The following is a 23,790-nucleotide window of genomic DNA, read 5'->3' as shown; positions in this document are numbered from 1 at the left end:
ACGCCGGCATGACGCATGCAGCGCAGGTTCCGGAGCGGTCGCAGGCATGGTCTTTGACTCGCTATCAGCCCGGATCGCGAAAATCCGGGTGGAAGGTGCTGGGCACCGTCACGCGGGTGCTGTCGCGGGTGGCGATGTCGATGCCTTCGCTGGCCACTTCGGCCAGGAAGTCGATCTGTTCGGGCGTGATGATATACGGTGGCAGGAAATACACCACACTGCCCAGCGGGCGCAGCAGCGCGCCACGGGTCAGGGCATGCTCGAACACTTTGAGGCCGCGTCGCGCCTGCCAGGGGTAGGGCACCTTGCCGGCCTTGTCCTGGACCATTTCGATGGCCAGGACCATGCCGGTCTGGCGAATCTCGGCCACGTGGGCATGGTCGGCCAGATGCGCAGTGGCGCTGGCCATGCGCGTAGCCAGCGCCTTGTTGGCCTCGATCACGTTGTCTTGCTCGAAGATGTCGAGGGTGGCCAAGGCGGCCGCGCACGCCAGCGGGTTGCCGGTGTAGCTGTGCGAATGCAAGAACGCGCGCAACGTGCGGTAGTCGTCATAGAACGCCTGGTACACCTTGTCGGTGGTCAGGCAGGCAGCCAGGGGCAGATACCCCCCGGTCAGGGCCTTGGACAGGCACAGGAAGTCCGGGCGAATACCTGCCTGCTCGCAGGCGAACATGGTGCCCGTGCGACCGAAGCCAACCGCGATCTCGTCATGGATCAGGTGCACGTCGTAGCGATCGCAGGCTTCGCGCAAGAGCTTGAGATAGACCGGATGGTACATGCGCATGCCGCCGGCGCCCTGGATCAACGGCTCGATGATGACCGCGCTGATCGAGGCATGATGCTCGGCCAAGGTCTGCTCCATGACCTGGAACAGGGTGCGTGAATGCGCCTCCCAGCTGACGCCCTCCGGGCGCAGATAGCAATCGGGGCTCGGGACTTTTAGGGTGTCGAGCAGCAACGCCTTGTAGGTTTCGGTGAACAACGGGACGTCACCGACGGACATGGCGGCGATGGTTTCCCCGTGATAGCTGTTGGTCAGGGTGACGAACCGCTTCTTGTCCGGCTTGCCGACGTTCTGCCAGTAGTGAAAGCTCATCTTCAGCGCCACTTCGATGCAGGACGAGCCATTGTCGGCGTAGAACACCCGGTCGAGCCCGGCTGGCGTCATGGCCACCAGGCGTTCGGACAGCTCGATGACAGGCTGGTGGCTGAAGCCTGCCAGAATCACGTGCTCAAGCTGGTCGACCTGCTCCTTGATGCGCTCATTGATACGCGGGTTGGCATGGCCGAACACGTTTACCCACCAGCTGCTCACAGCATCCAGGTAGCGCCGGCCTTCGAAATCCTCGAGCCACACCCCTTCACCGCGCTTGATCGGTATCAGCGGTAGTTGCTCGTGGTCTTTCATCTGGGTGCAGGGGTGCCAGAGGACCTTGAGGTCGCGCTGCATCCACTGATCATTGAGGCCCATGAGCACTTCTCCTGGCTTGGCGGCGTGGGGGCGTAAGCCTAAGCAATGGCACGGGTGAGAACAACCCGCCAGAAAATGTCATTTAGCCAGACCACTTGATGTCACTCCACTGGCAGCCCTGGCAGCGGTGACGTATTCTACCGCCTCTCTCGGGGCATCCCGCCTCTCTCTGTTTTTCTGCAACCTTTGACTCGGAGTTCGCCAACATGGCTGCTGCTTGGGTGCGCCTGTGCGCGTTGGTATTGATTGGTGTTTCCAGCGGTGCCGCGCTGGCGAGTGACAAGACGCCCACGGCAATCGTCGTGGGCGGCGGCATGGCGGGCCTTACCGCAGCCTATGAGCTGCAGAACAAGGGCTGGCAGGTGACCCTGCTCGAAGCCAAGGCAGGCATGGGCGGCCGCTCGGGCCTGGCCACCAGCGAATGGATCGGCAATACCAAGGCGCAGCCGGTACTCAACCAGTACGTTGATCGCTTCAAGCTCGACACGCTGCCGGCGCCCGAATTCGTGCGCACCCCTGGGTACCTGATCGATGGCGAGTACTTCAGTGCCGCAGACCTGGCCCTCAAGCAGCCGGCCACGGCCGAAGCTCTCAAGCGCTACGAGAAAACCCTGGACGACCTGGCCCGTTCGATCGACGATCCGCTCAACCCCCAGGCGACCAGCACCCTGTTCGCCCTGGACCAGATCAACGTGTCCTCCTGGCTGGACAAGTTGCAGTTACCTGCCACGGCCCGTCAGTTGGTCAACCAGCAGATCCGCAGCCGCTACGACGAACCGTCGCGCCTGTCGCTGCTGTATTTCGCCCAGCAGAACCGCGTCTACCGTGACGTGAGCGACCGTGACCTGCGTGCAGCGCGGCTGCCCGGCGGCAGCCCGGTGCTGGCGCAGGCGTTCGTCAAGCAACTGAAGACCATCAAGACCGGCTCGCCGGTGAGTGCAATCGTTCAGGACAAGGACGGCGTTACCGTGAAAGTCGGCAGCGTGGGTTACCGCGCCGATTACGTGGTGATGGCCGTGCCCCTGCGTGCACTGGCCAAGATCCAGATGACGCCTGGCCTGGATAACCAGCATGTGGCGGCGCTCAAGGGCACCAACTACGGTTGGCGCGACCAGGTGATGCTCAAGTTCAAGAAACCGGTCTGGGAAAGCCGGGCGCGTATGTCGGGTGAGATCTTCAGCAATACGGGCCTTGGCATGTTGTGGATCGAACCGGCCCTCAAGGGCGGTGCCAACGTGGTGATCAACCTTTCCGGCGACAACGCCCGCCTGCTGCAGGCCTTTGGTGACAAGCAGATGGTCGACCAGGTGCTCATTCGCCTGCATACCTTCTACCCTCAGGCCCGTGGCGCTTTCACCGGTTATGAAGTCAAGCGCTACAGCGCCGATGCCGGCACTGGAGGTGCCTACCTGGCCTATGGACCTGGCCAGATCAGCAAGTACTGGCGCCTTTGGGAGCGCCCGGTACAACGCATCGCCTTTGCCGGTGAGCACACCGATGCCTTGTACCCAGGCACGCTTGAAGGCGCACTGCGCAGCGGTCAACGGGCTGCCGGCCAAGTGCAGGACCTGCTGGCCGGCAAGTCGTTCGACCCGGTCAAGGCCGTGCCAGTGGCAGCGACCGCCGCTGCAGGCGCGGCAGCGGCCAAGAGCAAGGGCAATTTCTTCACCAACCTGTTCGGCGGCGGCGCGTCCGACAAGGACAAGGCAGTCGACCAAGCGCCGGCCAAGCCTGAGACCCAATCGGCCGATGCGACGGGCCAGAAAAAGCCAGGCTTCTTCGCTCGCCTGTTCGGTGCCAAGGAAGCGCCGGCGCCAGCGCCTCAACCGGTGGCCAAGGCAGCTGAAGTAGCCCCTGTGGCGCCACCCGCAGCGCAACCGGCGGCGCAAGCCCCGGCACAGGCACCGGCCAGCCCGGCGCCCGTCGTCAAGGCAGCGCCCACCAAGGCGGCAACCACCAAGGCTGCCCCGGTCAAGCAGGCGCCGGCCCACAAGCCAGCGGCCAAACCGGTGCACAAGCCAGCGCACAAGCCTGCCGACAGCAAAAAAGCTGCTACCAAGCCGGCGCCAGCCAAGAAGCCTGCAACCGATAGCCAGGCCAAGGCGAGCTGATACTGCAGGTCTGTCGGGCACTGCCCGGCAGGCCTGTCAGAAGGGCTCAGCCACTTGACTGAGCCCTGTGTCATGCGCGTTGCTCGAAGCACTCGCTGCCCGTTATCGGCGTTAACGTTTCCTTAATAGCCCGTAGCGAAACTTGCTATCGGATTTGTCGATAATCCAAAGCAAGTTTTTCCGCTTTTATTCGATACGTTTGACGCTAGTCTTTGCATAGCTTTCACGGGGAAGAACGCCAACATGCAAGTGCGCAATTCATCTTCACGCTACGGCGCTGTCAGCATCTTCATGCACTGGGGCGTGGCGCTGACCGTCTTCAGCCTTTTCGGCCTCGGGCTGTGGATGGTCGGGCTCGACTACTATGACCCATGGCGCAAGGCCGGCCCGGACCTGCATAAAAGCATCGGTCTGGTGCTGCTGGCGGTGATGCTGTTGCGCGTGCTGTGGCGCTTTGTGAGCCCCCCACCGCCGGCACTGGCCAGTTATGGCCCGCTCACCCGCTTGGGTGCCAAGCTGGGGCATCTGGCGCTGTACCTGGGATTGTTCGCCGTAATGATCGCCGGTTACCTGATATCCACCGCCGACGGCGTAGGTATCCCGGTGTTTGGCCTGTTCGAGGTGCCCGCCCTGGTCAGCAATCTGCCAGACCAGGCGGACCTGGCCGGCGTCATTCACCTGTGGCTGGCGTGGGGTGTGGTGGTTTTTGCGGGGTTGCACGCCCTGGCCGCACTCAAGCACCATTTCATCGACCGTGACGCGACCCTCATGCGCATGCTGGGCCGCAAAGCTTGACGCTCAACCTCAATCGCAAAGGAAGGAAGTAACGATGTTGAAAAAGACTTTTGCCGCTCTGGCGCTCGGTACTGCTCTGTTCTCCGCTGGCCAGGCCATGGCAGCCGAGTACAAGATCGACAAGGAAGGCCAGCACGCTTTCGTGGACTGGAAGATCAGCCACCTGGGCTACAGCTTCATTCACGGTACGTTCAAGGACTTTGACGGTAACTTCACTTGGGACAGTGCCAAGCCTGAAGCCAGCAAGATCAGCGTCGACCTGAAAACCGCCAGCCTGTGGTCGAACCACGCCGAGCGTGACAAGCACATTGCCAGCGCCGACTTCCTGGACGTGAAGAAGTACCCGGATGCCAAGTTCGTATCCACCAGCGTCAAGTCCACGGGTGACAAGACCGCTGACGTGACCGGTGACCTGACCCTGCACGGCGTGACCAAGCCGGTGACGTTCAAGGCTACCTTCAATGGTGAGGGCAAGGACCCGTGGGGCGGTGAGCGCGCTGGCTTCAACGCCACCACCACCTTGAACCTGAACGACTTCGGCATCAAAGGCCCAGGCCCAACCTCGCAAACGCTGGATCTGGACATCAGCGTCGAGGGCGTGAAGCAGAAGTAATAAACGCCAGCCGAATGAAAAACGGGGCCGCTAGCGGCCCCGTTTTCGTTTACGACCCCTTGCGGGTCAGCAGTGCTGGGCGTTCGCCCCGCGGACGGCTTGGCAGATCGTCCAGTTGCTCGGGAGTCGGATAACGATCCAGCTTGGATTCCTTGCGGATGATCACAGGCTGATGCTGTGGCTGGCGCGTGTTACCCACGGCCGGTTCCTGGCGGGCAGCGGCGTCACGCGGTGGGCGACCACCACGTGCGGCGCCGTCACGGCGGGCAGCGCCGCCATTATTGCCGCGAGGCGGGCGTTTTTCGCCACCGCCAGTACGGGGTTGACCGTTGTTGCGGCCTTGACCACCGGCATTGGTACGCGGCGTACCCCCTTGCGGTTGACCGCCATTACCGGCTGGGCGACGGTTGCGGCCCTGGCCCTTGCCATTCTGGTAGGGGCTTACGTAGTCGGCACGGTTACCGAAGTTGTCCACATCGTCATCCAGAAACTCTTCCGGGTCGCGGTTGGGCTGCATGACCGGAGGGGTAGCGTTACTGGCCTGCTGCTGACGAGGCTTTTTGTTACGTGGCTTGCGCGGCTGTTGCTGCCTGTCGCCGGCCTTTTCCTTGTCAGCGGGTTTGTCCGCAGCCTGCTGGCGGGTCTTGCCCTTGTCCTTGCCCTTGTCCTTGCGGCCACCGTTGGCGTCTTTGCCACCCTCGCCACGGGCCTGCTGACCACGACCGCCGCGGCCATTGGTTTGCTGGCGTTCGCGTACTTCGGGCTTCTCGGCCTCGACCTGGCTGGCATCGAAGCCCATCAGGTCGCCGTCCGCGATTTTCTGACGGGTCACACGCTCGATGCTCTTGAGCAGTTTTTCCTCGTCAGGTGCCACCAGGGAGATGGCCTCGCCCGAGCGACCGGCGCGACCAGTACGGCCAATGCGGTGCACGTAGTCTTCTTCGACGTTGGGCAGCTCGAAGTTGACGACGTGGGGCAGTTGGTCGATGTCCAGCCCGCGAGCGGCGATGTCGGTGGCGACCAGAACGCGAATGTTGTTGGCCTTGAAATCAGCCAGGGCCTTGGTGCGCGCGTTCTGGCTCTTGTTGCCGTGGATGGCGGCGGCAGTCAGGCCGTGCTTTTCCAGATACTCGGCCAGGCGGTTGGCGCCGTGCTTGGTGCGGGTGAAGACCAGCACTTGCTCCCACGCACCCAGGGTGATCAGGTGCGCCAACAGAGCACGCTTGTGGCTGGCCGGCAGGCGGTAGACACGCTGCTCGATGCGCTCGACGGTGGTGTTGGGCGGGGTGACCTCGATGCGCTCCGGGTTGTGCAGGAGCTTGTCGGCAAGGTCGGTGATGTCTTTGGAGAACGTGGCCGAGAACAGCAGGTTCTGGCGTTTGGCCGGCAGGCGGGCCAGCACTTTCTTGACGTCGTGGATGAAGCCCATGTCGAGCATGCGGTCAGCTTCATCCAGGACCAGAATTTCTACATGGGCCAGGTCAACCTTGCCTTGACCGGCCAGATCGAGCAGGCGGCCAGGGCAGGCAACCAGGACGTCGACGCCCTTGGCAATGGCCTGCACCTGCGGGTTCATGCCGACGCCGCCGAAGACGCACGCACTGACCAGCGGCAGGTCGCGGGCGTACAGCTTGAAGCTGTCGTGCACCTGGGCTGCGAGTTCGCGGGTCGGGGTCAGTACCAGGACGCGTGGCTGGCGTGGGCCATGGCGCTGGGATTTGTCAGGGTGACCGGCCGGGAACAGACGTTCGAGAATCGGCAGGGCGAAGCCGCCGGTCTTACCGGTACCGGTTTGTGCGGCGACCATCAGGTCGCGGCCTTGCAACACGGCGGGAATTGCCCGCTGTTGCACGGGGGTCGGCTGGGTATAGCCCGCGGCTTCAATGGCGCGGACAAGAGCCTCGGAGAGACCGAGGGAAGCAAAGGACATGGGCAATCCTGTTCTCGTGTGGGCTGGGCCCGTAGGGATGTTCTGCCTGGCGCGACTGGCATCGGCAAGATGCGATCGCGTCCGGTCCAGCTGGGCGTTCACTGCACATCCGGGAAACGGAGGGCTGACGCCTGAGTGCGTCGATGCCGATCGGGATGCCTGTTGCGAGGCCGAGCGTCCGGGCGTGAGCCGGGCGGGAAGGCCCGAGTATAACAGAGCTAGCGCGCTGTGCTGCTTTCCTGCTGCTCAACGGCGTTCGCAACGGTCTCAGGGTCGTGTGTGTAATGGTCCATGATGGCCGCATAGGCCGGTTCCTGCTTGAAGCGTCGCAGTTCCTCGGCAAAGGCCTGGGCCAGTGCCTCGCGCCCGGGCTTGCGGGCCAGGCCCAGGTATTGGGGCTGACGACTGACGACAAGCGGCAAGGCCTCGATCTGTTGCTCCAGGCCCATGAGCCGGATGACATGCAGGCCGACCCTGCGGTCGGTGATCGCAAGGTCTATACGCCCCAGCGCCAGCTTGCCGAAGTTCGCTTCATGGGTCGGCGCCGCTTCGCGCTTGAAGAACTCAGCCTCATTGAAAGCCGCACTGTAGTTGTAGCCTGGCGAGGTGCCGACGGTCAGGCCGGCCAGGTCATCCAGGCTCGACACCTCATGCCGGCGTGCCTTGGTCTGGAACAGGATCAACTCGGCCGTGGACATGGGTTCTGGGACATACAGCAAATAAGGATGGCGGGACTCGACCTGGAAGACATCCATGATGCCGTCGGCCTGCCCTTGCTCGATCATCGCCAGGCAACGTTTGAAGGGCATGAATTGCCATTGGACCTCGTACCCCAGGCGACGCAGCACCTCGGTCGTGACCTCGTAGTCGATGCCTCGCGGCTGACCGTTTTGCTCGTAGACATAGGGTGCCCAGTCATCGCTTACCAGGCGCAAGCGCTCGCCCAGCGCGAACGGGCTGAGGCAAAAGAGCAGCAGGATCCAGATCAGACGGGCGGAGATTGGCATGCCCGGAGATTACGCGCTCGGCCAGGTCAAGACCAGTGCCGGATTGGGTGGAGCAGCGCGCCGCAGGTGGGGCCTGCGACACGTGCCAATGAACCAGGCGCCGGTCGGAAACCAGCACGTGGTCCATCAGGCTTCAACGAGAGGGTTGGAGGTTGTTCCAGATCGCCATGCTCGGTTCTGCCTGGTTCAAGGTGTAGAAGTGCAGGCTCGGTGCGCCGCCTTGCAGCAGCTCCTCGCACATGCGGGTGATGACTTCTTCCCCGAAGGCCTGGATGCTGGCCGTATCGTCCGCATAGGCTTCGAGCTGTTTGCGAATCCAGCGTGGAATTTCGGCGCCACAGGCGTCGGAAAAACGCGCCAGCTTGCTGTAGTTGGTGATCGGCATGATGCCGGGCACCACTGGAATGTCCACGCCCAGCTTCTGGGCCCGCTCGACGAAGTAGAAGTAGCTGTCGGCGTTGAAGAAGTACTGGGTGATGGCGCTGTCGGCACCGGCCTTGACCTTGTGCGCGAAATTGGCCAGGTCGGCTTCGAAGTTGCGTGCCTGCGGGTGCATCTCGGGGTAGGCGGCGACTTCGAGGTGGAAGTGGTCACCCGTTTCCTGACGGATGAACTCGACCAGGTCGCTGGCATAACGCATCTCGCCACTGGCCATGCCCATGCCCGAAGGCAGGTCACCGCGCAGTGCGACGATGCGCTTGATGCCGACTTGCTTGTACTCGGCCAGCAGCGCGCGCAACTCGGCCTTGGTATCGCCCACGCACGAGAGGTGGGGCGCAGCCGGCACCTGCACCTGGCTCTCCAGTTGCAACACGGTGTTGAGCGTGCGGTCGCGGGTGGAACCACCAGCGCCATAGGTGCAGGAGAAGAAATCAGGGTTGCAGGCGGCCAACTGGCGCGCCACGCCCATCAGCTTTTCATGACCTGCGTCGGTTTTGGTCGGGAAGAACTCGAAACTGTAGCGGCGTTCCTGTGACATCACTCGTTCCTCTAACAGCAAGCCCAAAGCTGCAAGCTGCAAGTAGAAGCCAGGTCGGTGATGGCCGACCTGGCCTGGCATCGTTCACGTTTCTTTCAGGCGTGTACTCCAAGCGGCAATGCCACGGTCTGGCACTGCCTGGCGCTTGAAGTGTGCCAATCAGTAACGGTAAGCGTCAGGCTTGAACGGGCCTTCAACGGTTACGCCGATGTAGTCGGCCTGCTGTTTGGTCAACTGGGTAACCACGCCGCCAAAACCGCGGACCATTTCCAGGGCTACTTCTTCGTCGAGCTTCTTGGGCAGCACTTCGACCGTCAGGCGCTCGGCTTTCTTCTCGGCCGACAGGTCGGCGTACTTCTGCTCGAACAGGAAGATCTGTGCCAGGACCTGGTTGGCGAAGGAGCCGTCCATGATGCGGCTTGGGTGGCCAGTGGCATTGCCCAGGTTGACCAGGCGGCCTTCGGCCAGCAGGATCAGGTAGTCGTCGTTCTGAGGATCGAAGCTGCCAGCACCAGTGCGGTGAATCTTGTGCACCTGCGGCTTGACCTCTTCCCATGCCCAGTTCTTGCGCATGAAAGCGGTATCGATTTCGTTGTCGAAGTGGCCGATGTTGCAGACAACGGCACGCTTTTTCAGGGCCTTGAGCATGTTGGCGTCGCAGACGTTGACGTTACCGGTGGTGGTGACGATCAGGTCGATCTTGCCCAGCAGCGCCTTGTCGACACTGGCCTCGGTGCCATCGTTCAGGCCATCGAGGAAGGGCGAAACCACTTCGAAACCGTCCATGCAGGCCTGCATCGCGCAGATGGGGTCGACTTCGGTGACCTTGACGATCATGCCTTCCTGACGCAGCGACTGAGCCGAGCCCTTGCCCACGTCACCGTAGCCGATCACCAGGGCCTGCTTGCCCGACAGCAGGTGGTCGGTACCGCGCTTGATGGCATCGTTCAGGCTGTGACGGCAGCCGTACTTGTTGTCGTTCTTGCTCTTGGTGACCGAGTCGTTGACGTTGATGGCCGGAACCTTCAGCTCGCCCTTGGCCAGCATGTCCAGCAGGCGGTGCACGCCGGTGGTGGTTTCTTCGGTCACGCCGTGGACGCGCTCGAGCACCTGTGGGTACTTCTTGTGCAGCAGCTCGGTCAGGTCGCCACCGTCATCCAGGACCATGTTGGCATCCCAGGGCTGGCCGTCCTTGAGGATGGTCTGTTCCAGGCACCATTCGTATTCCTGCTCGGTTTCACCCTTCCAGGCGAAGACCGGGATACCGGCGGCTGCAATGGAGGCGGCGGCCTGGTCCTGGGTGGAGAAGATGTTGCACGACGACCAGCGCACTTCGGCACCCAGGGCGACCAGGGTTTCGATCAGCACGGCAGTCTGGATGGTCATGTGGATGCAGCCCAGGATCTTGGCACCCTTGAGCGGTTGCTCGGCCTGGTACTTGCGGCGCAGGCCCATCAGCGCAGGCATTTCCGATTCGGCGATGATGGTTTCGCGACGGCCCCAGGCGGCCAGGGAGATGTCGGCAACTTTGAAATCGGTAAAACCAGCAGGCATGTTTGCAGCGCTCATCAGAGCCTCCATTCGTAGTGTGCGAATGGGCGCCGTTGTGCGTTGAGCGTCCGCGGGAGCGGACAACGCCCCATCCGAGCCTGACAGGTCGAGCCTGCTGCAGCGCCCCTCGGACAGGTGGCGGGCATGGCGCCGCTGTGGACGGCCATGTAAAACGGCCACGATTATAGCCGGGTGCGGCACCATCCCCAAGGTTTTCTGTCGATTAATCGAGACGATAGTCGATGTTGGGTGGAGTGACGCTGGCCGCTCTGCCATCATCGTTTTACGCAAGCCAGGATGCTCAGGAGTCCCGATGAACTTCCATACCCGCAAGTGGGTTAAACCCGAAGACCTCAACCCCAACGGCACGCTGTTCGGTGGCAGCCTGCTGCGCTGGATCGACGAGGAAGCGGCCATCTATGCCATCGTGCAGCTGGGCAACCAGCGCGTGGTGACCAAGTACATGTCGGAAATCAACTTCGTCAGTGCCTCGCGCAAAGGCGACATCATCGAGCTGGGCATCACGGCCACCGAGTTCGGCCGCACCTCGATCACGCTGCGCTGCGAAGTGCGCAACAAGATCACGCGCAAGAGCATCCTGACCGTCGAACGCATGGTCTTCGTGAACCTGGGCGAGGACGGCCTGCCTGCACCCCACGGGCGTACCGAGATCAAGTACGTGCAGGACCAGTTCCCCGATTCTGCCGTGGAGTGACGGTCTGGGGCTGCAGGGTGCAGCCCCGCTTCTTTCAGGGTTGTGCGCTGACCCTGCGCACCACCTTGCCGATGCTCAGGCCCTGGACCAGGATCGAGGACAGCACCACGATGTAGGTGATCGACAGCAGCAGGTCACGCTCTTCACCCAATGGCAACGACAGCGCCAGGGCTACCGATACCCCACCTCGCAGGCCACCCCAGGTCAGCACCCGCACCGTGCCCTTGGGCACCGCACGCCAACGCCGCAGCAACACGATGGCCGGCGCCACGGTCAGCAGGCGCGACAGCAGCACGGCCAGCGCCAGTACACTGCCGGCGGCCATGTGCAGCCAGTTGAACGGTAGCAACAGCAGTTCGAGGCCGATCAACGCGAACAGCAGTGCGTTGAGCATGTCGTCGATCAACTCCCAGAAACCGTCCATGTAGCGACGGGTCATGTCGTTCATCGCCAGGTTGCGGCCTAGGTTGCCGATGATCAGGCCCGCCACCACCATCGCGATGGGGGCCGAGACGTGCAGCTCGTAGCACATCGCCGAGCCACCGATCACCAGTGCCAGGGTCAGCATGACCTCGACCTGATACTGCTCCACGCTCTTGATCATGCGGTAGGTGGCGTAGCCGATCACACCGCCGAACAGCACACCGCCGATGGCCTCGCGAGCGAACAGCAGCGCGGTGTCGGCGATGCTCGGGGTTTCACCGAGCTGGATGATGCCCAGCAGCACGGTGAAGACCACAACGGCAGTACCGTCGTTGAACAGCGACTCGCCGACGATGGTGGTCTTCAGGGGTTTTGGAGCGTTGGCCGTACGCAGGGCGCCCAACACTGCAATCGGGTCGGTCGGGGAGATAAGCGCGCCGAACAGCAGGCAGTAGATCAGCGGCACCTGCCAGCCGAACATCGCGAACACCCAGTGCGACAGGTAGCCGATGACCACGGTGGCGATCAGCACGCCCACGGTGGCCAGCAGGCCGATGGGCCAGCGGTAGCTGCGCAGGTCGGACAAGTTCACGTGCAAGGCACCGGCGAACAGCAGGAACGCCAGCATCCAGTGCATCAGCAGGTCATTGAAGTCGATCTGGTTCATCAGGGCTTCGACGCGGGCTTCCAGGCCCGGAAAGCCGATCAGGCTCAATGCCTGCAGCATGAGCGAAAACAGCAAGGCCGTGACCATCACGCCGATCGCAGGGGGCAGGCCGATGAATCGATAGTTCACATACGTGAGCAGGGTAGTGAGGCAGATAAACGCGGCAACTAATTCAAGCATCCCGATTCCTGTAACAGTGGCTTCCAGTCGTCACCCGAATGACTCGGGCAGCTCTTTGATGACCTGACGAGGGGTTCGGGGCACAGGGTTTGACCGAATTTGCCGTAAACGTTCCCGTTCGAGCCCTGCTAAAGGCGGTGGGCGGGCTGCAACACAGGGACGCAAGGCCGCCTTGTGATTGACGCGTTCACCTGGCCAGGGCTTATAGTCTGCGTCCGGTAACCCATTGAGGACCCACCGCGTGTTGGCCACGTCTCTGGTGCTGATCGCTGCCTTGCTTCATGCCACCTGGAACACCTTGATCAAATTCAGCGGCGAGCGCCTGCTGGTCATTGCGAGCATGGACACGGTGGCCCTGGCACTGGTGTTGCCTGCGGTGGCCTTCGTGGACATCCCACCTGCCGGTATCTGGCCCTGGTTGCTGGCTTCGGTGTTTGCCGAGCAGCTGTATCGCTGGCTGCTGATCAAGGCTTACCGCGTGGGTGATTTGGGCCTGGTCTATCCGCTGATGCGTGGGCTGTCGCCCCTGGTCGTGCTGGCGCTAACCCTGGTGTTCGCCGGAGAACCTCTCAGCCAGCAACAAATCATCGGCATTCTGCTGATTCCCTGTGGCATGGCCTGCCTGTTGTGGCAGGGCGGTGGCGGGGACCGGCTGCCCTGGTCGATGTTGCCGGTAGTGGCCCTGATCGGGCTGTGCATCGGGTGCTATACCTGGTTCGACGGTCAGGCCGTGCGCGAATGGGGCAAGCCCTGGGACTACCTGGTGTGGCTGACGTTGCTCAGCGCCTGGCAATTCCCCGCGCTGGCCGCGGTGGCGCGCCGGGCCCCGTTCGTGCTGTTCTGGAAAACCCAGTGGCGGCTGGGCCTGGCCGTTGGGCTGTGCGTGCTGTTCAGTTATGCCCTGGTGCTCTGGGCGATGCACCTGGGGTCGGTGGCCGAGGCAGCGGCGCTGCGCGAGCTGAGCGTGATCCTGGTGGTGTTGCTGGGGATGCGCTACCTCAAAGAACCTTTCGGCGGGCCAAGACTCCTAGCTTGCGGGCTGGTACTGGCAGGTATGCTGGTAATGAAGCTCTGACCGACTGACGAACGAGGAACCCTGTCCATGACCGTTGCCCTGTGGTGCATCCTGATCGCAATGATCCTGCCGCCGCTTTGTGCGCTGATCGCCAAGCTGGCGAGCGGCCGGTTCGGCTTGAAGCACAACCATGACCCGCGCGCCTTCCTCGATACCCTGTCCGGGCTGCCGCGCCGCGCGCACTCAGCCCAGCAGAACGGGTACGAAGCCTTTCCGGCATTCGCCGCCGCCGTGCTGGTGGCAGACATCGTCGGCAATGCCGAACAGGTGACCCAGGATGTGCTGGGGGTGATGTACATCACCAGCCGACTGCTTTACATCATCTGCTACCTCGCCGACTGGGCGGTACTGCGCTCGTTGGTCTGGTTCGCCGGCCTTGCGATCATCGTGGCGTTCTTCGTGGTCTCGGCCTGACCCCATCGCCCGATGCCAAGGCCCTGGTCACGGGACCTTGGGCACCTCAGGCAGCGGTTGGCCCTTGGGCCACAGCATCCAGATCTGGCCCTGCTGCTTCATGTTCCCGGCCAGGTCTCCGGCTGCCTGGCCGGTCCCCCAGAACAGGTCGGCGCGCACCTCGCCTGCAATGGCGCCTCCGGTGTCCTGGGCTGCGACCGGGCGCACGACGGGGCTGCCGTCCGGGCGTGTGGTCGATAGCCACAGCAGACTGCCAAGCGGGATGACTTTGCGGTCAATGGCCACACTGTAGCCCGCCGTCAGCGGAACGTTGAGCGAACCACGTGGCCCCTCGTTGCTGTCGGGGCGTGGGCTGAAGAACACGTAGCTGGGGTTGCTGGCCAGCAATTCAGGCACCCGTGAAGGGTTGGCCTGGGCCCACGCATGAATGGCGCCCATGCTCACGTCTTCTTTTTTCAGCTGCCCTTGCTCGACCAACCAGCGGCCAATGGGACGATACGGATGACCGTTCTGGTCGGCGTAACCCAGGCGCAGCTGGCGCCCGCCCTCCAGTTGAACACGGCCAGAGCCCTGGATTTGCAGGAACTGCAAGTCCATCGGGTCGGTCAGCCAGGCCAGTACCGGTGCCTTGGCGCCGTTGCGGTTGATCACCTCTGCGGTGTCGTAGGGCTTGAGCACGCGCCCTTCGAGGCGACCGCGCAGGCGCTTGCCCTTGAGTTCCGGGTACACGCTGGCCAGGTCCACCGTGATCATGTCTTCGGGAGGGCCGTAGACCGCCACATGATAGGTGGCAGATGGGGTCAGGCTGCCGGGGTAGACAGGCTCGTAATAGCCGGTGATCAAGCCGTTGGCACTGTTGTCGGCCGAACGCAGGCCGTAGACCTCGAGGTTCTGCTCGAGAAAGGTGCGCACCTGTGCAGCGCTTGCCGGCTGGCTCCCGGCGGCTTCACAGGTGGCGGCCCAGACCGGGTCGCGCGTGAGTTTTTCGCAGCCGCTGCGCCAGGCATAGAAACCGGCGAGCATGTCTTCGTCGCTGACCGTGGGCAGGTCTTTCCAGGCAACAGGCGCGTAGGTCGCGATGGCGTGGGGCTCGGGCTTTGCCGTCTGGTCGTTGTCGCAGCCGGCCAGCAACGCCATTAGCGGGAATGTCCAGGCCAAGTGGCGCAAGGCATGTTTCATCGTTGTATTCCTGTCATGGACGAACACGCGGTTCACCCCTGTTTTTTATGTGGCTATTGGTCTTTCGCCTTTTGCCAGCGATACTGCCGGCCCTTTTTACCAGGCATGGGTAGGCGAGATGTTTAAGCGGTTGGGCGTTGTGGTGCTTGCAGTATTGACCTTGGGCAGTGGCCTGACGGGGTGCGGGGGCGTTGACCCCGACTCGCCGCTGGGTAAGCGCAAGGCCATTTTCAAGGACATGCTCACGACAAGCGAGGACCTGGGCGGCATGTTGCGTGGTCGACTGCCGTTCGACGCCGGCCGCTTCGCCCAAGGGGCGCAGACACTGGATACGCTGTCTCACCAACCCTGGCAGCACTTTACGCAGGTGCGTGAAGGCGACAGCAGCGCAGCCCGCCCTGAGGTGTGGCAACGGCAGGCGCGCTTTCAGGACCTGGCCCGGCAATTGGAGGCAGCCACTGGCGAGCTCGTACAAGCGACGCGCCAGCCATCGCTGGACGCTGCGCAATTGAAGGCGCCCATGGACAAAGTCGAAGGCGCATGCCGAGCGTGCCATAGCGAATTTCGTAACCATTGAATGGCGAGGCGGGCGGCGGCTGGCCCGTGCGCCGCCTCAGGCGCTGGCCTCAGCGGTCAAGGTCGTCTACCGCGTCCTGCAGTTCCTTGCGGGACTCGGCGAGCTTGTCCTTGCGCTTGTTGATCTTTTCGGCATCGCCCTTCTTCTCGGCCTTTTTCAGGTCTTTCTCTCGCTGGGCCACCTCATGGCGCGCATCGAGCACCTTCTGCTCACGCTCCTTGCGTAGGCTGGCGTCAGTGCAGTTGGCTACGCCACGCAAGGCTTCTTCCAGCCCGGCCGCCTGAGCGGCATTGCCATGCTCACGGGCGATTTTGAGCTGGTTCTCGATCGCGCTGCGCTTGGCGTCGCAACCTGTCAGGCCGGCATCGGGCGCGGCTGCTTGTACAGTGCCTGCGCCCAGGCCCAAGGCCGCGAGCAGAAAAAGGGGGGAAAAGCGTTTCATGAAAAGCCTCCTGGACGGGGCAGGGCAACGAGAAAAATTCTGGATGGAAATCCTGCCTTGGTTTTGGCTATTTAGAAACCCTTGATAAAGCTGGGCCGCTAAATCTCCGGCTTTTCCTACAGTTTTTTTGGTAAATAATCATTGCTCAGGCCTGAGCGGCTGCTCCGAGAACCCGTCTACAGCCTGCCCGGCCAGATGGGCTGCAATGGCTTGCACCTCGGCGCTGGCGAAGAATCGCGCAAGTTCGTCCGCCCTTTTCGAGCCGATGCCAGGCTGGGCTTGCCACTGCACGTGCGTCTGGGCAACCACTGTCGGCCAGTCACCGGGCAGCAGCACACCTTTGCCAATGGGTGCTCCTATACCGCGAACCCATTGGGAAAATGGGCGCGAGCGGGCCTGCTCGAAGGCGGCTAGCAATTGGGCTGCCCTCAGAGCGCTGATGCCTGGCACCTGTTGCAGGCGCCCCTCATCGAGCTCCAGCCAGTCGGTCATCGTCGACACCAGGCCTGCCTCGACCAGTCGCCGCCAGGTCCCTGGGCCCATCCCAGGCAGGACCAGGCCCTGTTTGCCGGCCAGCCAGCTGAGGCGGGCGATGAACTGCTCATTGCAGCCTTCTCCAGCACGCCAGCAGCTATGGGCATGGTATTGGTCGACTGCAGGTGCGTTGACTGGCTGGCGTTCGACCGAGTAATGCACGATCTGCTCGAAACGGGGGATGGTCAGCCCCGCCAGGCTAATGGCTATCTGGTCGCCTGGCCGAACGTCCAATGCCTGCCAGCGTGACAGCGAACCCAGGCTGATACGGGTCACGCGTCGGTCATCGAGGGTGACCGGCTCGAGGTGAACGATGGGGGTAACCTTGCCAGTACGGCCGACCTGGAAGCGCACATCGCGTACCTGCGCCAACTTTCGTGCGTAGGGGTATTTCCAGGCTGCGATCCAGTACGGCGCCTTGGCCTGCCAGCGTTGGGCGGGTGGGCGTTTGCCCTGGCGCAGGATCACCCCGTCGCTGGCGAAGTGTAGCGGCGTGCTGAACCAGTGGTCCCGCCACCGCGCAGCTTCTTCGGGAGTATTGATCGCAACGCTGTAATGCTGACTGTCCGCAAAACCTAACTGGACCAGCTGCGACAGGCGCTCGGTTTGCTGCTCAGGCCCGTTGGGCCAATCCCACACGAACAGACCGATGCGGGCGCCTTGTTCCTCGTCGATTTGGTGGCGAGCAAGCAGGCCGGCGACCGTGCCACGGGCATTTATACCCCCTGCGCTTGCCTGTATGTGGCCCTCAAGGCGCAAGTAGAGCTCGCCTTGAAGCGACAGATCGAGCGGGTGGGGCAGTCGCCGGACAATCCGTCCGAGTTGTGGGATGTGGCGGCTCCAATCGTGTCCCTGGACCCCGTCGCCTCGGCTGATCAACTGGGTCAGCCGGCCTTGGCGGTAGATCAGTGAAACGGCCACGCCATCGACCTTTGGCTGTATCCATAGGTCAGTCTTGCCAACCATCCAGCCGGCAACACGCTGGAAGTCGGCCAGCTTCTGCACGCCGGTGTGCGGCACGGGATGGACGACTGGGCCACCTGCGCTGGCCAGCGGCGAGGCCTGGGTCGCAAGGCCAACGCAGCGTTGCAGCATGGCCAGGTGATCGCGGCTCTGGTCATACAGCTCATCGGCCACCAGTGCCACGCCGTCACGGTGATAACGTTCGTCCCAGTGCGCGAGCGTGGCGCTCAGCTGGGCGATCTCAGCGTGTGAGCGCGACGGTGTCCAATCCGGGCACGGGTTGGCCCAGGTCGGCGGCAGGTGGAACACCACCATGATCAGCAGCAATACGATTGGCATGGCCCGCTTCCTTGCGTGGCTGAGGATGTGCCGAGCCTATGGGTTTTTCACGGTGTTCGCCTCGGGCGGTTTGTCAGGCGATATGTCACAAAAAAGCCCCTGCCGATTGCTCGGCAGGGGCTTTCGCTCAGCGCTGTAGGAAATTACAGGCCGGCAGCGTCACGCAGCGCTTCAGCGCGGTCGGTGCGTTCCCAGGTGAAGGTGGTGAAGGTGTCGTCACCCACTGTTTTTTGTTGCGGGGTGCGGCCGAAGTGGCCGTAGGCAGCGGTTTCCTGGTACATCGGGTGCAGCAGGTCGAGCATGGTGGTGATGGCATATGGACGCAGGTCGAAGCACTCGCGCACCAGCTGGATGATCTTCTCGTCCGACACTTTGCCGGTGCCAAAGGTGTTGATCGAGATGGAAGTCGGCTGGGCCACGCCGATGGCGTACGAGACCTGGATCTCGCAGCGCTCGGCCAGGCCGGCGGCGACGATGTTCTTGGCCACGTAGCGGCCGGCATAGGCGGCGGAACGGTCGACCTTGGACGGGTCCTTGCCCGAGAACGCGCCGCCACCGTGGCGGGCCATGCCGCCGTAGGAGTCGACGATGATCTTGCGACCGGTCAGACCGCAGTCACCGACCGGGCCGCCGATGATGAAGTTGCCGGTCGGGTTGATGTGGTACTGGGTACCCTTGTGCAGCAGCTCGGCAGGCAGCGTGTGCTTGACGATCAGTTCCATGACCGCTTCCTGCAGGTCTTTCTGCGATACCTCAGGGTTATGCTGGGTGGACAGGACCACCGCATCGATGCCCACGACCTTGCCACCTTCGTAGCGGCAGGTGACCTGCGACTTGGCATCCGGGCGCAGCCAGGGCAGCAGGCCAGACTTGCGTGCTTCGGCCTGGCGTTCGACCAGGCGGTGCGAGAAGCAGATCGGCGCTGGCATCAGCACTTCGGTCTCGTTGCTGGCGTAGCCGAACATCAGGCCCTGGTCACCGGCGCCCTGGTCTTCTGGCTTGGAACGGTCGACGCCCTGGGCGATGTCCACCGACTGCTTGCCGATGATGTTCATCACGGCGCAGGTGGCACCGTCGAAGCCTACGTCCGAGCTGTTGTAGCCGATGTCGATGATGACCTTGCGTACCAGGTCCTCGAGGTCGACCCAGGCCGAGGTGCTCACCTCGCCGGCAATGATCGCCACGCCGGTCTTGACCAGCGTTTCACAGGCGACGCGGGCGTACTTGTCCTGGGCGATGATCGCATCCAGCACGGCGTCAGAAATCTGGTCGGCGATTTTATCCGGATGCCCTTCGGACACGGACTCGGAGGTGAAAAGGGAGTATTCGCTCATCTCGAAGGTTCCTGAAATTTACCGATGGTGTATGTCGCCAGCCGTCCGCTGGAAATGGCGGACCTGGATCTGGAAACCGTTACGCAGGCCTACGTACAGGCTATCCCCGTGGGACAGGCCTGCCGCGTTGGCCCAGCGGGCCAAGTCGTCCTGTTCGAAGCCGAGCCACAGGTCGCCGCAGGCTTCCCGCGCCCACCCCTGGTCATGGCTGCACAACTCGGTGATCAGCAGGCTGCCGCCTGCTTTCACCCGTTTGGCCAGCTGGCACAACGCCAGGGCCGGGTCGCTGAAATGGTGCAAGACCATGTTCAGCACAACGCAGTCAGCGACCACATCCGTTGCACCCAGTGCATCGGCCAACTGCAGGTTCACATTGTCCAGCTCTTCGCGCTGACAGACCTGGCGGGCGAGTTCGAGCATGGTCGGGCTGTTGTCCAGCGCCGTGACCTGGGCAAAGCGCCGAGCCAGGTCCGGCAGAAACCCGCCATCGCCGGGGCCGACTTCAAGCGCGCTGGCGCTTGGGTCGAAATGCAGTTTGTCGAGCAGCGCCAGCAGGCTCTCGCGGTATTGCGGCAAGCCTGCGATCAGGTCCTGCTGGGCGCGAAAGCGTTCTTCCACACGCAGGAAGAAGTCCTGGCTGGTTGCTGCGCGGCGCTGCTGCACCTGGGCGATGCGGCCCTGCACCTCAGCGGGCAAGGCCAGGTTATCGACCTCGTCGAGCAACGCGGCGTGCAGGCGCCCGCCCAGGCGCAGGCTATCGGGTAGGGCACGGCGATAGAAAATGGCGTTGCCTTCCCGACGGGTGGCGACCAGGTCGGCCTGGGCCAGCACCTTGAGGTGGTGGCTCATGCCCGACTGACCGATGTCGAAGATCTGCGCCAGCTCCAGCACGCCGAAGGAATCGTTGGCCAGGGCGCGCAGTACATTCAGGCGCAACTCGTCGCCACTGGCCTTGCACAGGGCGGCCAGTGCCTCGCGTTGTTCCGGGATCGCTTGCGCACGAAGGTTCATGGTGCGGGAGTCTAGACAGGCATCGTTGCCCTAGCAAGGCCTATATCAAAAAGTTTTGATATTGCAGGCCTGCTACCCGATCACCCTCACCCTGGCCTTGCCATTGCGCCGATCATCGGACCAATGCACGCCGACTGCTGCTTAAATGTTTGCCCCAAGCGCCCCAGTGGGCGAAAATGGCCGCCTTTTTCGTAATACCACCTATTTCAAGCCCCCAGGAGATCAGCGATGCCCAGCCGTCGTGAACGTGCCAACGCCATTCGTGCCCTTAGCATGGATGCCGTGCAAAAGGCCAACAGCGGCCACCCCGGTGCCCCCATGGGCATGGCGGATATCGCCGAAGTTCTTTGGCGCGACTACCTCAAGCACAACCCGAGCAACCCGGCATTCCCCGATCGCGACCGCTTCGTGCTGTCCAACGGCCACGGTTCGATGCTCATCTACTCGCTGCTGCACCTGACTGGCTACGACCTGTCGATCGACGACCTCAAGGGCTTCCGTCAACTGCACAGCCGTACCCCGGGCCACCCGGAGCACGGTTACACCCCCGGGGTGGAAACCACCACCGGCCCGCTCGGGCAAGGCATCGCCAACGCCGTGGGCTTCGCCCTGGCCGAAAAGGTCATGGCGGCCCAGTTCAACCGTGACGGCCACACCATCGTCGACCACAACACCTACGTGTTCCTGGGCGATGGCTGCATGATGGAAGGCATCTCCCACGAAGTGGCCTCGCTGGCCGGCACCCTGGGGCTGAACAAGCTGATCGCCTTCTACGACGACAACGGCATTTCCATCGACGGTGAAGTGCATGGCTGGTTCACCGACAATACCCCGGCGCGCTTCGAAGCCTACAACTGGCAGGTGATCCGCAACGTCAACGGCCACGACGCCGAAGAGATCAAGACGGCCATCGAGACCGCCCGCAAGAGCGACCGTCCGACCCTGATCTGCTGCAAGACCACCATCGGTTTCGGTTCGCCGAACAAGCAGGGCAAGGAAGAGTCCCACGGCGCGCCGCTGGGCAACGACGAAATTGCCCTGACCCGTCAGGCATTGGGCTGGAACCACGGCCCGTTCGAAATCCCTGCCGACATCTATGCCGAGTGGGACGCCAAGCAAGCCGGTGCCAAGGCCGAAGCCGAGTGGAACCAGCGTTTCGAGGCCTACGCCCAGGCTCATCCGGAGCTGGCCGCAGAGTTCAAGCGCCGCATGGCCGGTGACCTGCCTGCCGATTTCAGCGAAAAGGCCCAGGCCTACATCGAGGAAGTGGCGGCCAAGGGCGAAACCATCGCCAGCCGCAAGGCCAGCCAGAATGCCCTGAACGCCTATGGCCCGATGTTGCCTGAATTCCTTGGCGGCTCGGCGGACCTGGCCGGTTCCAACCTGACCCTGTGGAAGGGTTGCAAGGGTGTGGAAGCCGGCGACGCCAGCGGTAACTACGTGTTCTACGGCGTACGTGAGTTCGGCATGACCGCCATCATGAACGGCGTGGCACTGCACGGCGGTCTGGTGCCTTACGGCGCGACTTTCCTGATGTTCATGGAATATGCCCGCAATGCCGTGCGCATGTCGGCGTTGATGAAACAGCGCGTTATCCACGTCTACACCCACGACTCCATTGGCCTGGGCGAAGACGGCCCGACCCACCAGCCGATCGAGCAGCTGACCAGCCTGCGCACCACGCCGAACCTGGACACCTGGCGCCCCGCAGATGCCGTGGAGTCGGCCGTGGCCTGGAAGAACGCCCTGGAGCGCAAGGATGGCCCATCGGCGCTGATCTTCTCGCGCCAGAACCTGCAGCACCAGGCTCGCGATGCGCAGCAGCTCGCTGCCATCAGCCGTGGCGGCTACGTGCTCAAGGATTGCGCGGGCGAGCCGGAGCTGATCCTGATCGCCACCGGCTCGGAAGTGGGCCTGGCCGTTCAGGCCTACGACAAGCTGACCGAGCAGGGCCGCAACGTGCGCGTGGTGTCCATGCCGTCGACCAGCGTGTTCGATGCCCAGGATGCTGCCTACAAGCAGTCGGTGTTGCCGTTGGAAGTCAGCGCCCGTATCGCCATCGAAGCGGCCCATGCGGACTTCTGGTACAAGTACGTCGGCCTCGAAGGCCGCGTCATCGGCATGACCACCTACGGTGAGTCGGCGCCGGCTTCGGCACTGTTCGAAGAATTCGGCTTCACCCTGGAGAACATCCTGGGTACTGCCGAAGAGCTGCTGGAAGACTGATGTATCAGGGAGGGCAGGATGCCCTCCTGGTCGTGCGAGGGGAGGGCGTCGCCCTCCATCGCGCCATGAGGCCGCTTCCACAGGTACTACCCTGCCAGCAACGGCGTGGTACCTGTGGAAGCGGCCTTGTGCCGCGATAGGCCGCCATGCGGCCTCGAAGCCATCACGCTTAGCGAGTCAACGAATGTCCCACTTGCGTCCCTATAAAGTTGCACTCAACGGTTATGGCCGTATCGGCCGCTGTGTTCTGCGCGCGCTGTTCGAGCGGGGCAGCAGGGCCGATTTCGAGATCGTCGCACTCAACGACCTGGCCGACCAGGCCAGCCTGGAATACCTCACCCGCTTCGACTCCACCCATGGGCGCTTTCCCGGCGAGGTCAAGGTCGATGGCGATTGCCTGCATATCAATGGCGATTGCGTAAAGGTGATGCGCAGCGCCACGCCCGAAGGCATCGACTGGGCAGCCCTGGACGTGGACCTGGTCCTGGAGTGTTCCGGGGCCTACAACACCCGTGCCGATGGCCAGCGCTTTCTTGAGGCGGGTGCGCCACGGGTGCTGTTTTCCCAGCCCATGGCCAGCGAGGCCGACGTCGATGCCACGGTGGTCTACGGTATCAACCAGGATTGCCTGACCGGCACTGAGCGCCTAGTCTCCAATGCTTCGTGCACCACCAACTGCGGTGTACCGCTGCTGAGGGTGCTGGATCAGGCATTTGGCATCGACTACGTACAGATCACCACCATTCACTCGGCCATGAACGATCAGCCGGTGATCGACGCCTATCACCATGAAGACCTGCGCCGTACCCGTTCGGCGTTCCAGTCGGTGATTCCGGTGTCCACCGGGCTTGCGCGCGGCATCGAGCGCCTGCTCCCGGAACTTGCCGGGCGAATCCAGGCCAAAGCGGTACGCGTGCCGACGGTCAACGTCTCGTGCCTGGACATCACCTTGCAGACCGCTCGCGACACCACCGCAGCCGAGGTCAACAGGGTGCTGCGCGAGGCCGCGCTGACCGGGCCGCTCAAAGGCCTGCTGGCCTATACTGAGCTGCCCCACGCCAGTTGTGATTTCAACCACGACCCGCATTCGGCCATCGTCGATGCCAGCCAGACCCGTGTATCAGGCCCGCGCCTGGTCAACCTGCTGGCCTGGTTCGACAACGAATGGGGGTTTGCAAACCGTATGCTCGACGTCGCCGGACATTTTCTGCACGTCGTCCACCCAAACCGCAACAAACAGCCCTGAAGGACCGC

At 63.0% G+C, this 23,790-nt stretch carries 20 protein-coding genes and 1 riboswitch; of the genes, 9 read left to right on the top strand and 11 right to left on the bottom strand.

Annotation, left to right across the window (positions count from 1 at the left end; all coding sequences use genetic code 11):
- Positions 1–64: 64 nt before the first annotated feature.
- On the bottom strand, positions 65–1,471 hold the full coding sequence (locus ACF8E5_RS00465; RefSeq protein WP_058638876.1) for an adenosylmethionine--8-amino-7-oxononanoate transaminase: 1,407 nt from the start codon (positions 1,469–1,471) through the stop codon (positions 65–67).
- Between the two features lie 206 nt (positions 1,472–1,677).
- Between ACF8E5_RS00465 and ACF8E5_RS00460 the strand changes: the two genes are divergently transcribed.
- From ACF8E5_RS00460 to ACF8E5_RS00450, 3 genes are all read left to right on the top strand, one after another.
- The gene (locus ACF8E5_RS00460) at positions 1,678–3,582 is read left to right on the top strand and encodes an FAD-dependent oxidoreductase (protein WP_326384308.1); all 1,905 of its coding nucleotides are present in this window, start codon (positions 1,678–1,680) and stop codon (positions 3,580–3,582) included.
- A gap of 243 nt (positions 3,583–3,825) precedes the next feature.
- Positions 3,826–4,377: a cytochrome b gene (locus ACF8E5_RS00455; protein ID WP_058638878.1), complete on the top strand. Its 552-nt coding sequence runs from the start codon at positions 3,826–3,828 to the stop codon at positions 4,375–4,377.
- Positions 4,378–4,411: 34 nt separating this feature from the next.
- A complete protein-coding gene (locus ACF8E5_RS00450) occupies positions 4,412–4,990 on the top strand; it encodes a YceI family protein (protein WP_058604050.1) in 579 nt (192 codons plus the stop codon).
- A gap of 49 nt (positions 4,991–5,039) precedes the next feature.
- On the opposite strand, the gene ACF8E5_RS00445 is transcribed toward ACF8E5_RS00450, so the two are convergent.
- The 4 genes from ACF8E5_RS00445 to ahcY all read right to left on the bottom strand — a co-directional run bounded on the left by ACF8E5_RS00445 (position 5,040) and on the right by ahcY (position 10,475).
- The gene (locus tag ACF8E5_RS00445) at positions 5,040–6,920 is read right to left on the bottom strand and encodes a DEAD/DEAH box helicase (RefSeq protein ID WP_392474743.1); all 1,881 of its coding nucleotides are present in this window, start codon (positions 6,918–6,920) and stop codon (positions 5,040–5,042) included.
- A 218-nt stretch (positions 6,921–7,138) separates the two neighbouring features.
- Positions 7,139–7,927 carry an ABC transporter substrate-binding protein gene (locus ACF8E5_RS00440; protein ID WP_145253722.1) on the bottom strand — a complete coding sequence of 263 codons (789 nt, stop codon included), beginning with the start codon at positions 7,925–7,927 and terminating at the stop codon, positions 7,139–7,141.
- A 133-nt stretch (positions 7,928–8,060) separates the two neighbouring features.
- Positions 8,061–8,906 carry a methylenetetrahydrofolate reductase [NAD(P)H] gene (gene metF / locus ACF8E5_RS00435; protein ID WP_058638928.1) on the bottom strand — a complete coding sequence of 282 codons (846 nt, stop codon included), beginning with the start codon at positions 8,904–8,906 and terminating at the stop codon, positions 8,061–8,063.
- 159 nt (positions 8,907–9,065) lie between these two features.
- Complete coding sequence (gene ahcY, locus ACF8E5_RS00430) at positions 9,066–10,475, bottom strand: adenosylhomocysteinase (RefSeq protein WP_027914022.1); 1,410 nt, start codon at positions 10,473–10,475, stop codon at positions 9,066–9,068.
- 20 nt (positions 10,476–10,495) lie between these two features.
- Positions 10,496–10,592, bottom strand: a riboswitch (S-adenosyl-L-homocysteine riboswitch).
- Positions 10,593–10,770: 178 nt separating this feature from the next.
- Between ahcY and ACF8E5_RS00425 the strand changes: the two genes are divergently transcribed.
- Positions 10,771–11,172 (top strand): acyl-CoA thioesterase, encoded by a 402-nt coding sequence (locus ACF8E5_RS00425; protein ID WP_023533000.1) that lies wholly within the window; start codon positions 10,771–10,773, stop codon positions 11,170–11,172.
- A gap of 34 nt (positions 11,173–11,206) precedes the next feature.
- Here ACF8E5_RS00425 and ACF8E5_RS00420 read toward each other — a convergent pair whose 3' ends face one another.
- Positions 11,207–12,442: a sodium:proton antiporter gene (locus ACF8E5_RS00420; protein WP_058604046.1), complete on the bottom strand. Its 1,236-nt coding sequence runs from the start codon at positions 12,440–12,442 to the stop codon at positions 11,207–11,209.
- 241 nt (positions 12,443–12,683) lie between these two features.
- On the opposite strand from ACF8E5_RS00420, the gene ACF8E5_RS00415 reads away from it, so the two are divergent.
- Positions 12,684–13,517 carry an EamA family transporter gene (locus tag ACF8E5_RS00415; RefSeq protein WP_196186569.1) on the top strand — a complete coding sequence of 278 codons (834 nt, stop codon included), beginning with the start codon at positions 12,684–12,686 and terminating at the stop codon, positions 13,515–13,517.
- 27 nt (positions 13,518–13,544) lie between these two features.
- Positions 13,545–13,931: an MAPEG family protein gene (locus tag ACF8E5_RS00410; protein WP_058638882.1), complete on the top strand. Its 387-nt coding sequence runs from the start codon at positions 13,545–13,547 to the stop codon at positions 13,929–13,931.
- A 27-nt stretch (positions 13,932–13,958) separates the two neighbouring features.
- Here ACF8E5_RS00410 and ACF8E5_RS00405 read toward each other — a convergent pair whose 3' ends face one another.
- A complete protein-coding gene (locus tag ACF8E5_RS00405) occupies positions 13,959–15,110 on the bottom strand; it encodes a murein transglycosylase A (RefSeq protein WP_392474742.1) in 1,152 nt (383 codons plus the stop codon).
- Between the two features lie 118 nt (positions 15,111–15,228).
- On the opposite strand from ACF8E5_RS00405, the gene ACF8E5_RS00400 reads away from it, so the two are divergent.
- Complete coding sequence (locus tag ACF8E5_RS00400; protein ID WP_058638929.1) at positions 15,229–15,687, top strand: cytochrome c; 459 nt, start codon at positions 15,229–15,231, stop codon at positions 15,685–15,687.
- Positions 15,688–15,736: 49 nt separating this feature from the next.
- Here the strand turns inward: ACF8E5_RS00400 and ACF8E5_RS00395 are convergent, their stop codons facing one another.
- The 4 genes from ACF8E5_RS00395 to ACF8E5_RS00380 all read right to left on the bottom strand — a co-directional run bounded on the left by ACF8E5_RS00395 (position 15,737) and on the right by ACF8E5_RS00380 (position 20,310).
- Entirely contained in the window at positions 15,737–16,129 is a 393-nt protein-coding gene (locus ACF8E5_RS00395) for a DUF1090 domain-containing protein (protein ID WP_058604041.1), read from the bottom strand.
- A gap of 138 nt (positions 16,130–16,267) precedes the next feature.
- Positions 16,268–17,965: an NAD-dependent DNA ligase LigB gene (gene ligB, locus ACF8E5_RS00390; protein WP_058638884.1), complete on the bottom strand. Its 1,698-nt coding sequence runs from the start codon at positions 17,963–17,965 to the stop codon at positions 16,268–16,270.
- Between the two features lie 143 nt (positions 17,966–18,108).
- Positions 18,109–19,299, bottom strand: coding sequence for a methionine adenosyltransferase (gene metK / locus ACF8E5_RS00385; RefSeq protein ID WP_023532964.1), 1,191 nt, complete (start codon positions 19,297–19,299; stop codon positions 18,109–18,111).
- An 18-nt stretch (positions 19,300–19,317) separates the two neighbouring features.
- Entirely contained in the window at positions 19,318–20,310 is a 993-nt protein-coding gene (locus ACF8E5_RS00380; RefSeq protein WP_196186573.1) for a metalloregulator ArsR/SmtB family transcription factor, read from the bottom strand.
- 228 nt (positions 20,311–20,538) lie between these two features.
- Between ACF8E5_RS00380 and tkt the strand changes: the two genes are divergently transcribed.
- Entirely contained in the window at positions 20,539–22,536 is a 1,998-nt protein-coding gene (gene tkt / locus ACF8E5_RS00375; protein ID WP_078477879.1) for a transketolase, read from the top strand.
- A gap of 184 nt (positions 22,537–22,720) precedes the next feature.
- On the top strand, positions 22,721–23,782 hold the full coding sequence (gene epd, locus ACF8E5_RS00370; RefSeq protein WP_058604038.1) for an erythrose-4-phosphate dehydrogenase: 1,062 nt from the start codon (positions 22,721–22,723) through the stop codon (positions 23,780–23,782).
- Positions 23,783–23,790 lie beyond the last annotated feature (8 nt).

The sequence above is a fragment of the Pseudomonas sp. WSY_20 genome (assembly GCF_043104335.1).
GTDB lineage: Bacteria > Pseudomonadota > Gammaproteobacteria > Pseudomonadales > Pseudomonadaceae > Aquipseudomonas > Aquipseudomonas parafulva_B.
The sequence above is the reverse complement of the archived record's forward strand: the minus strand, read 5'-3'. Positions and strand labels throughout refer to the sequence as shown.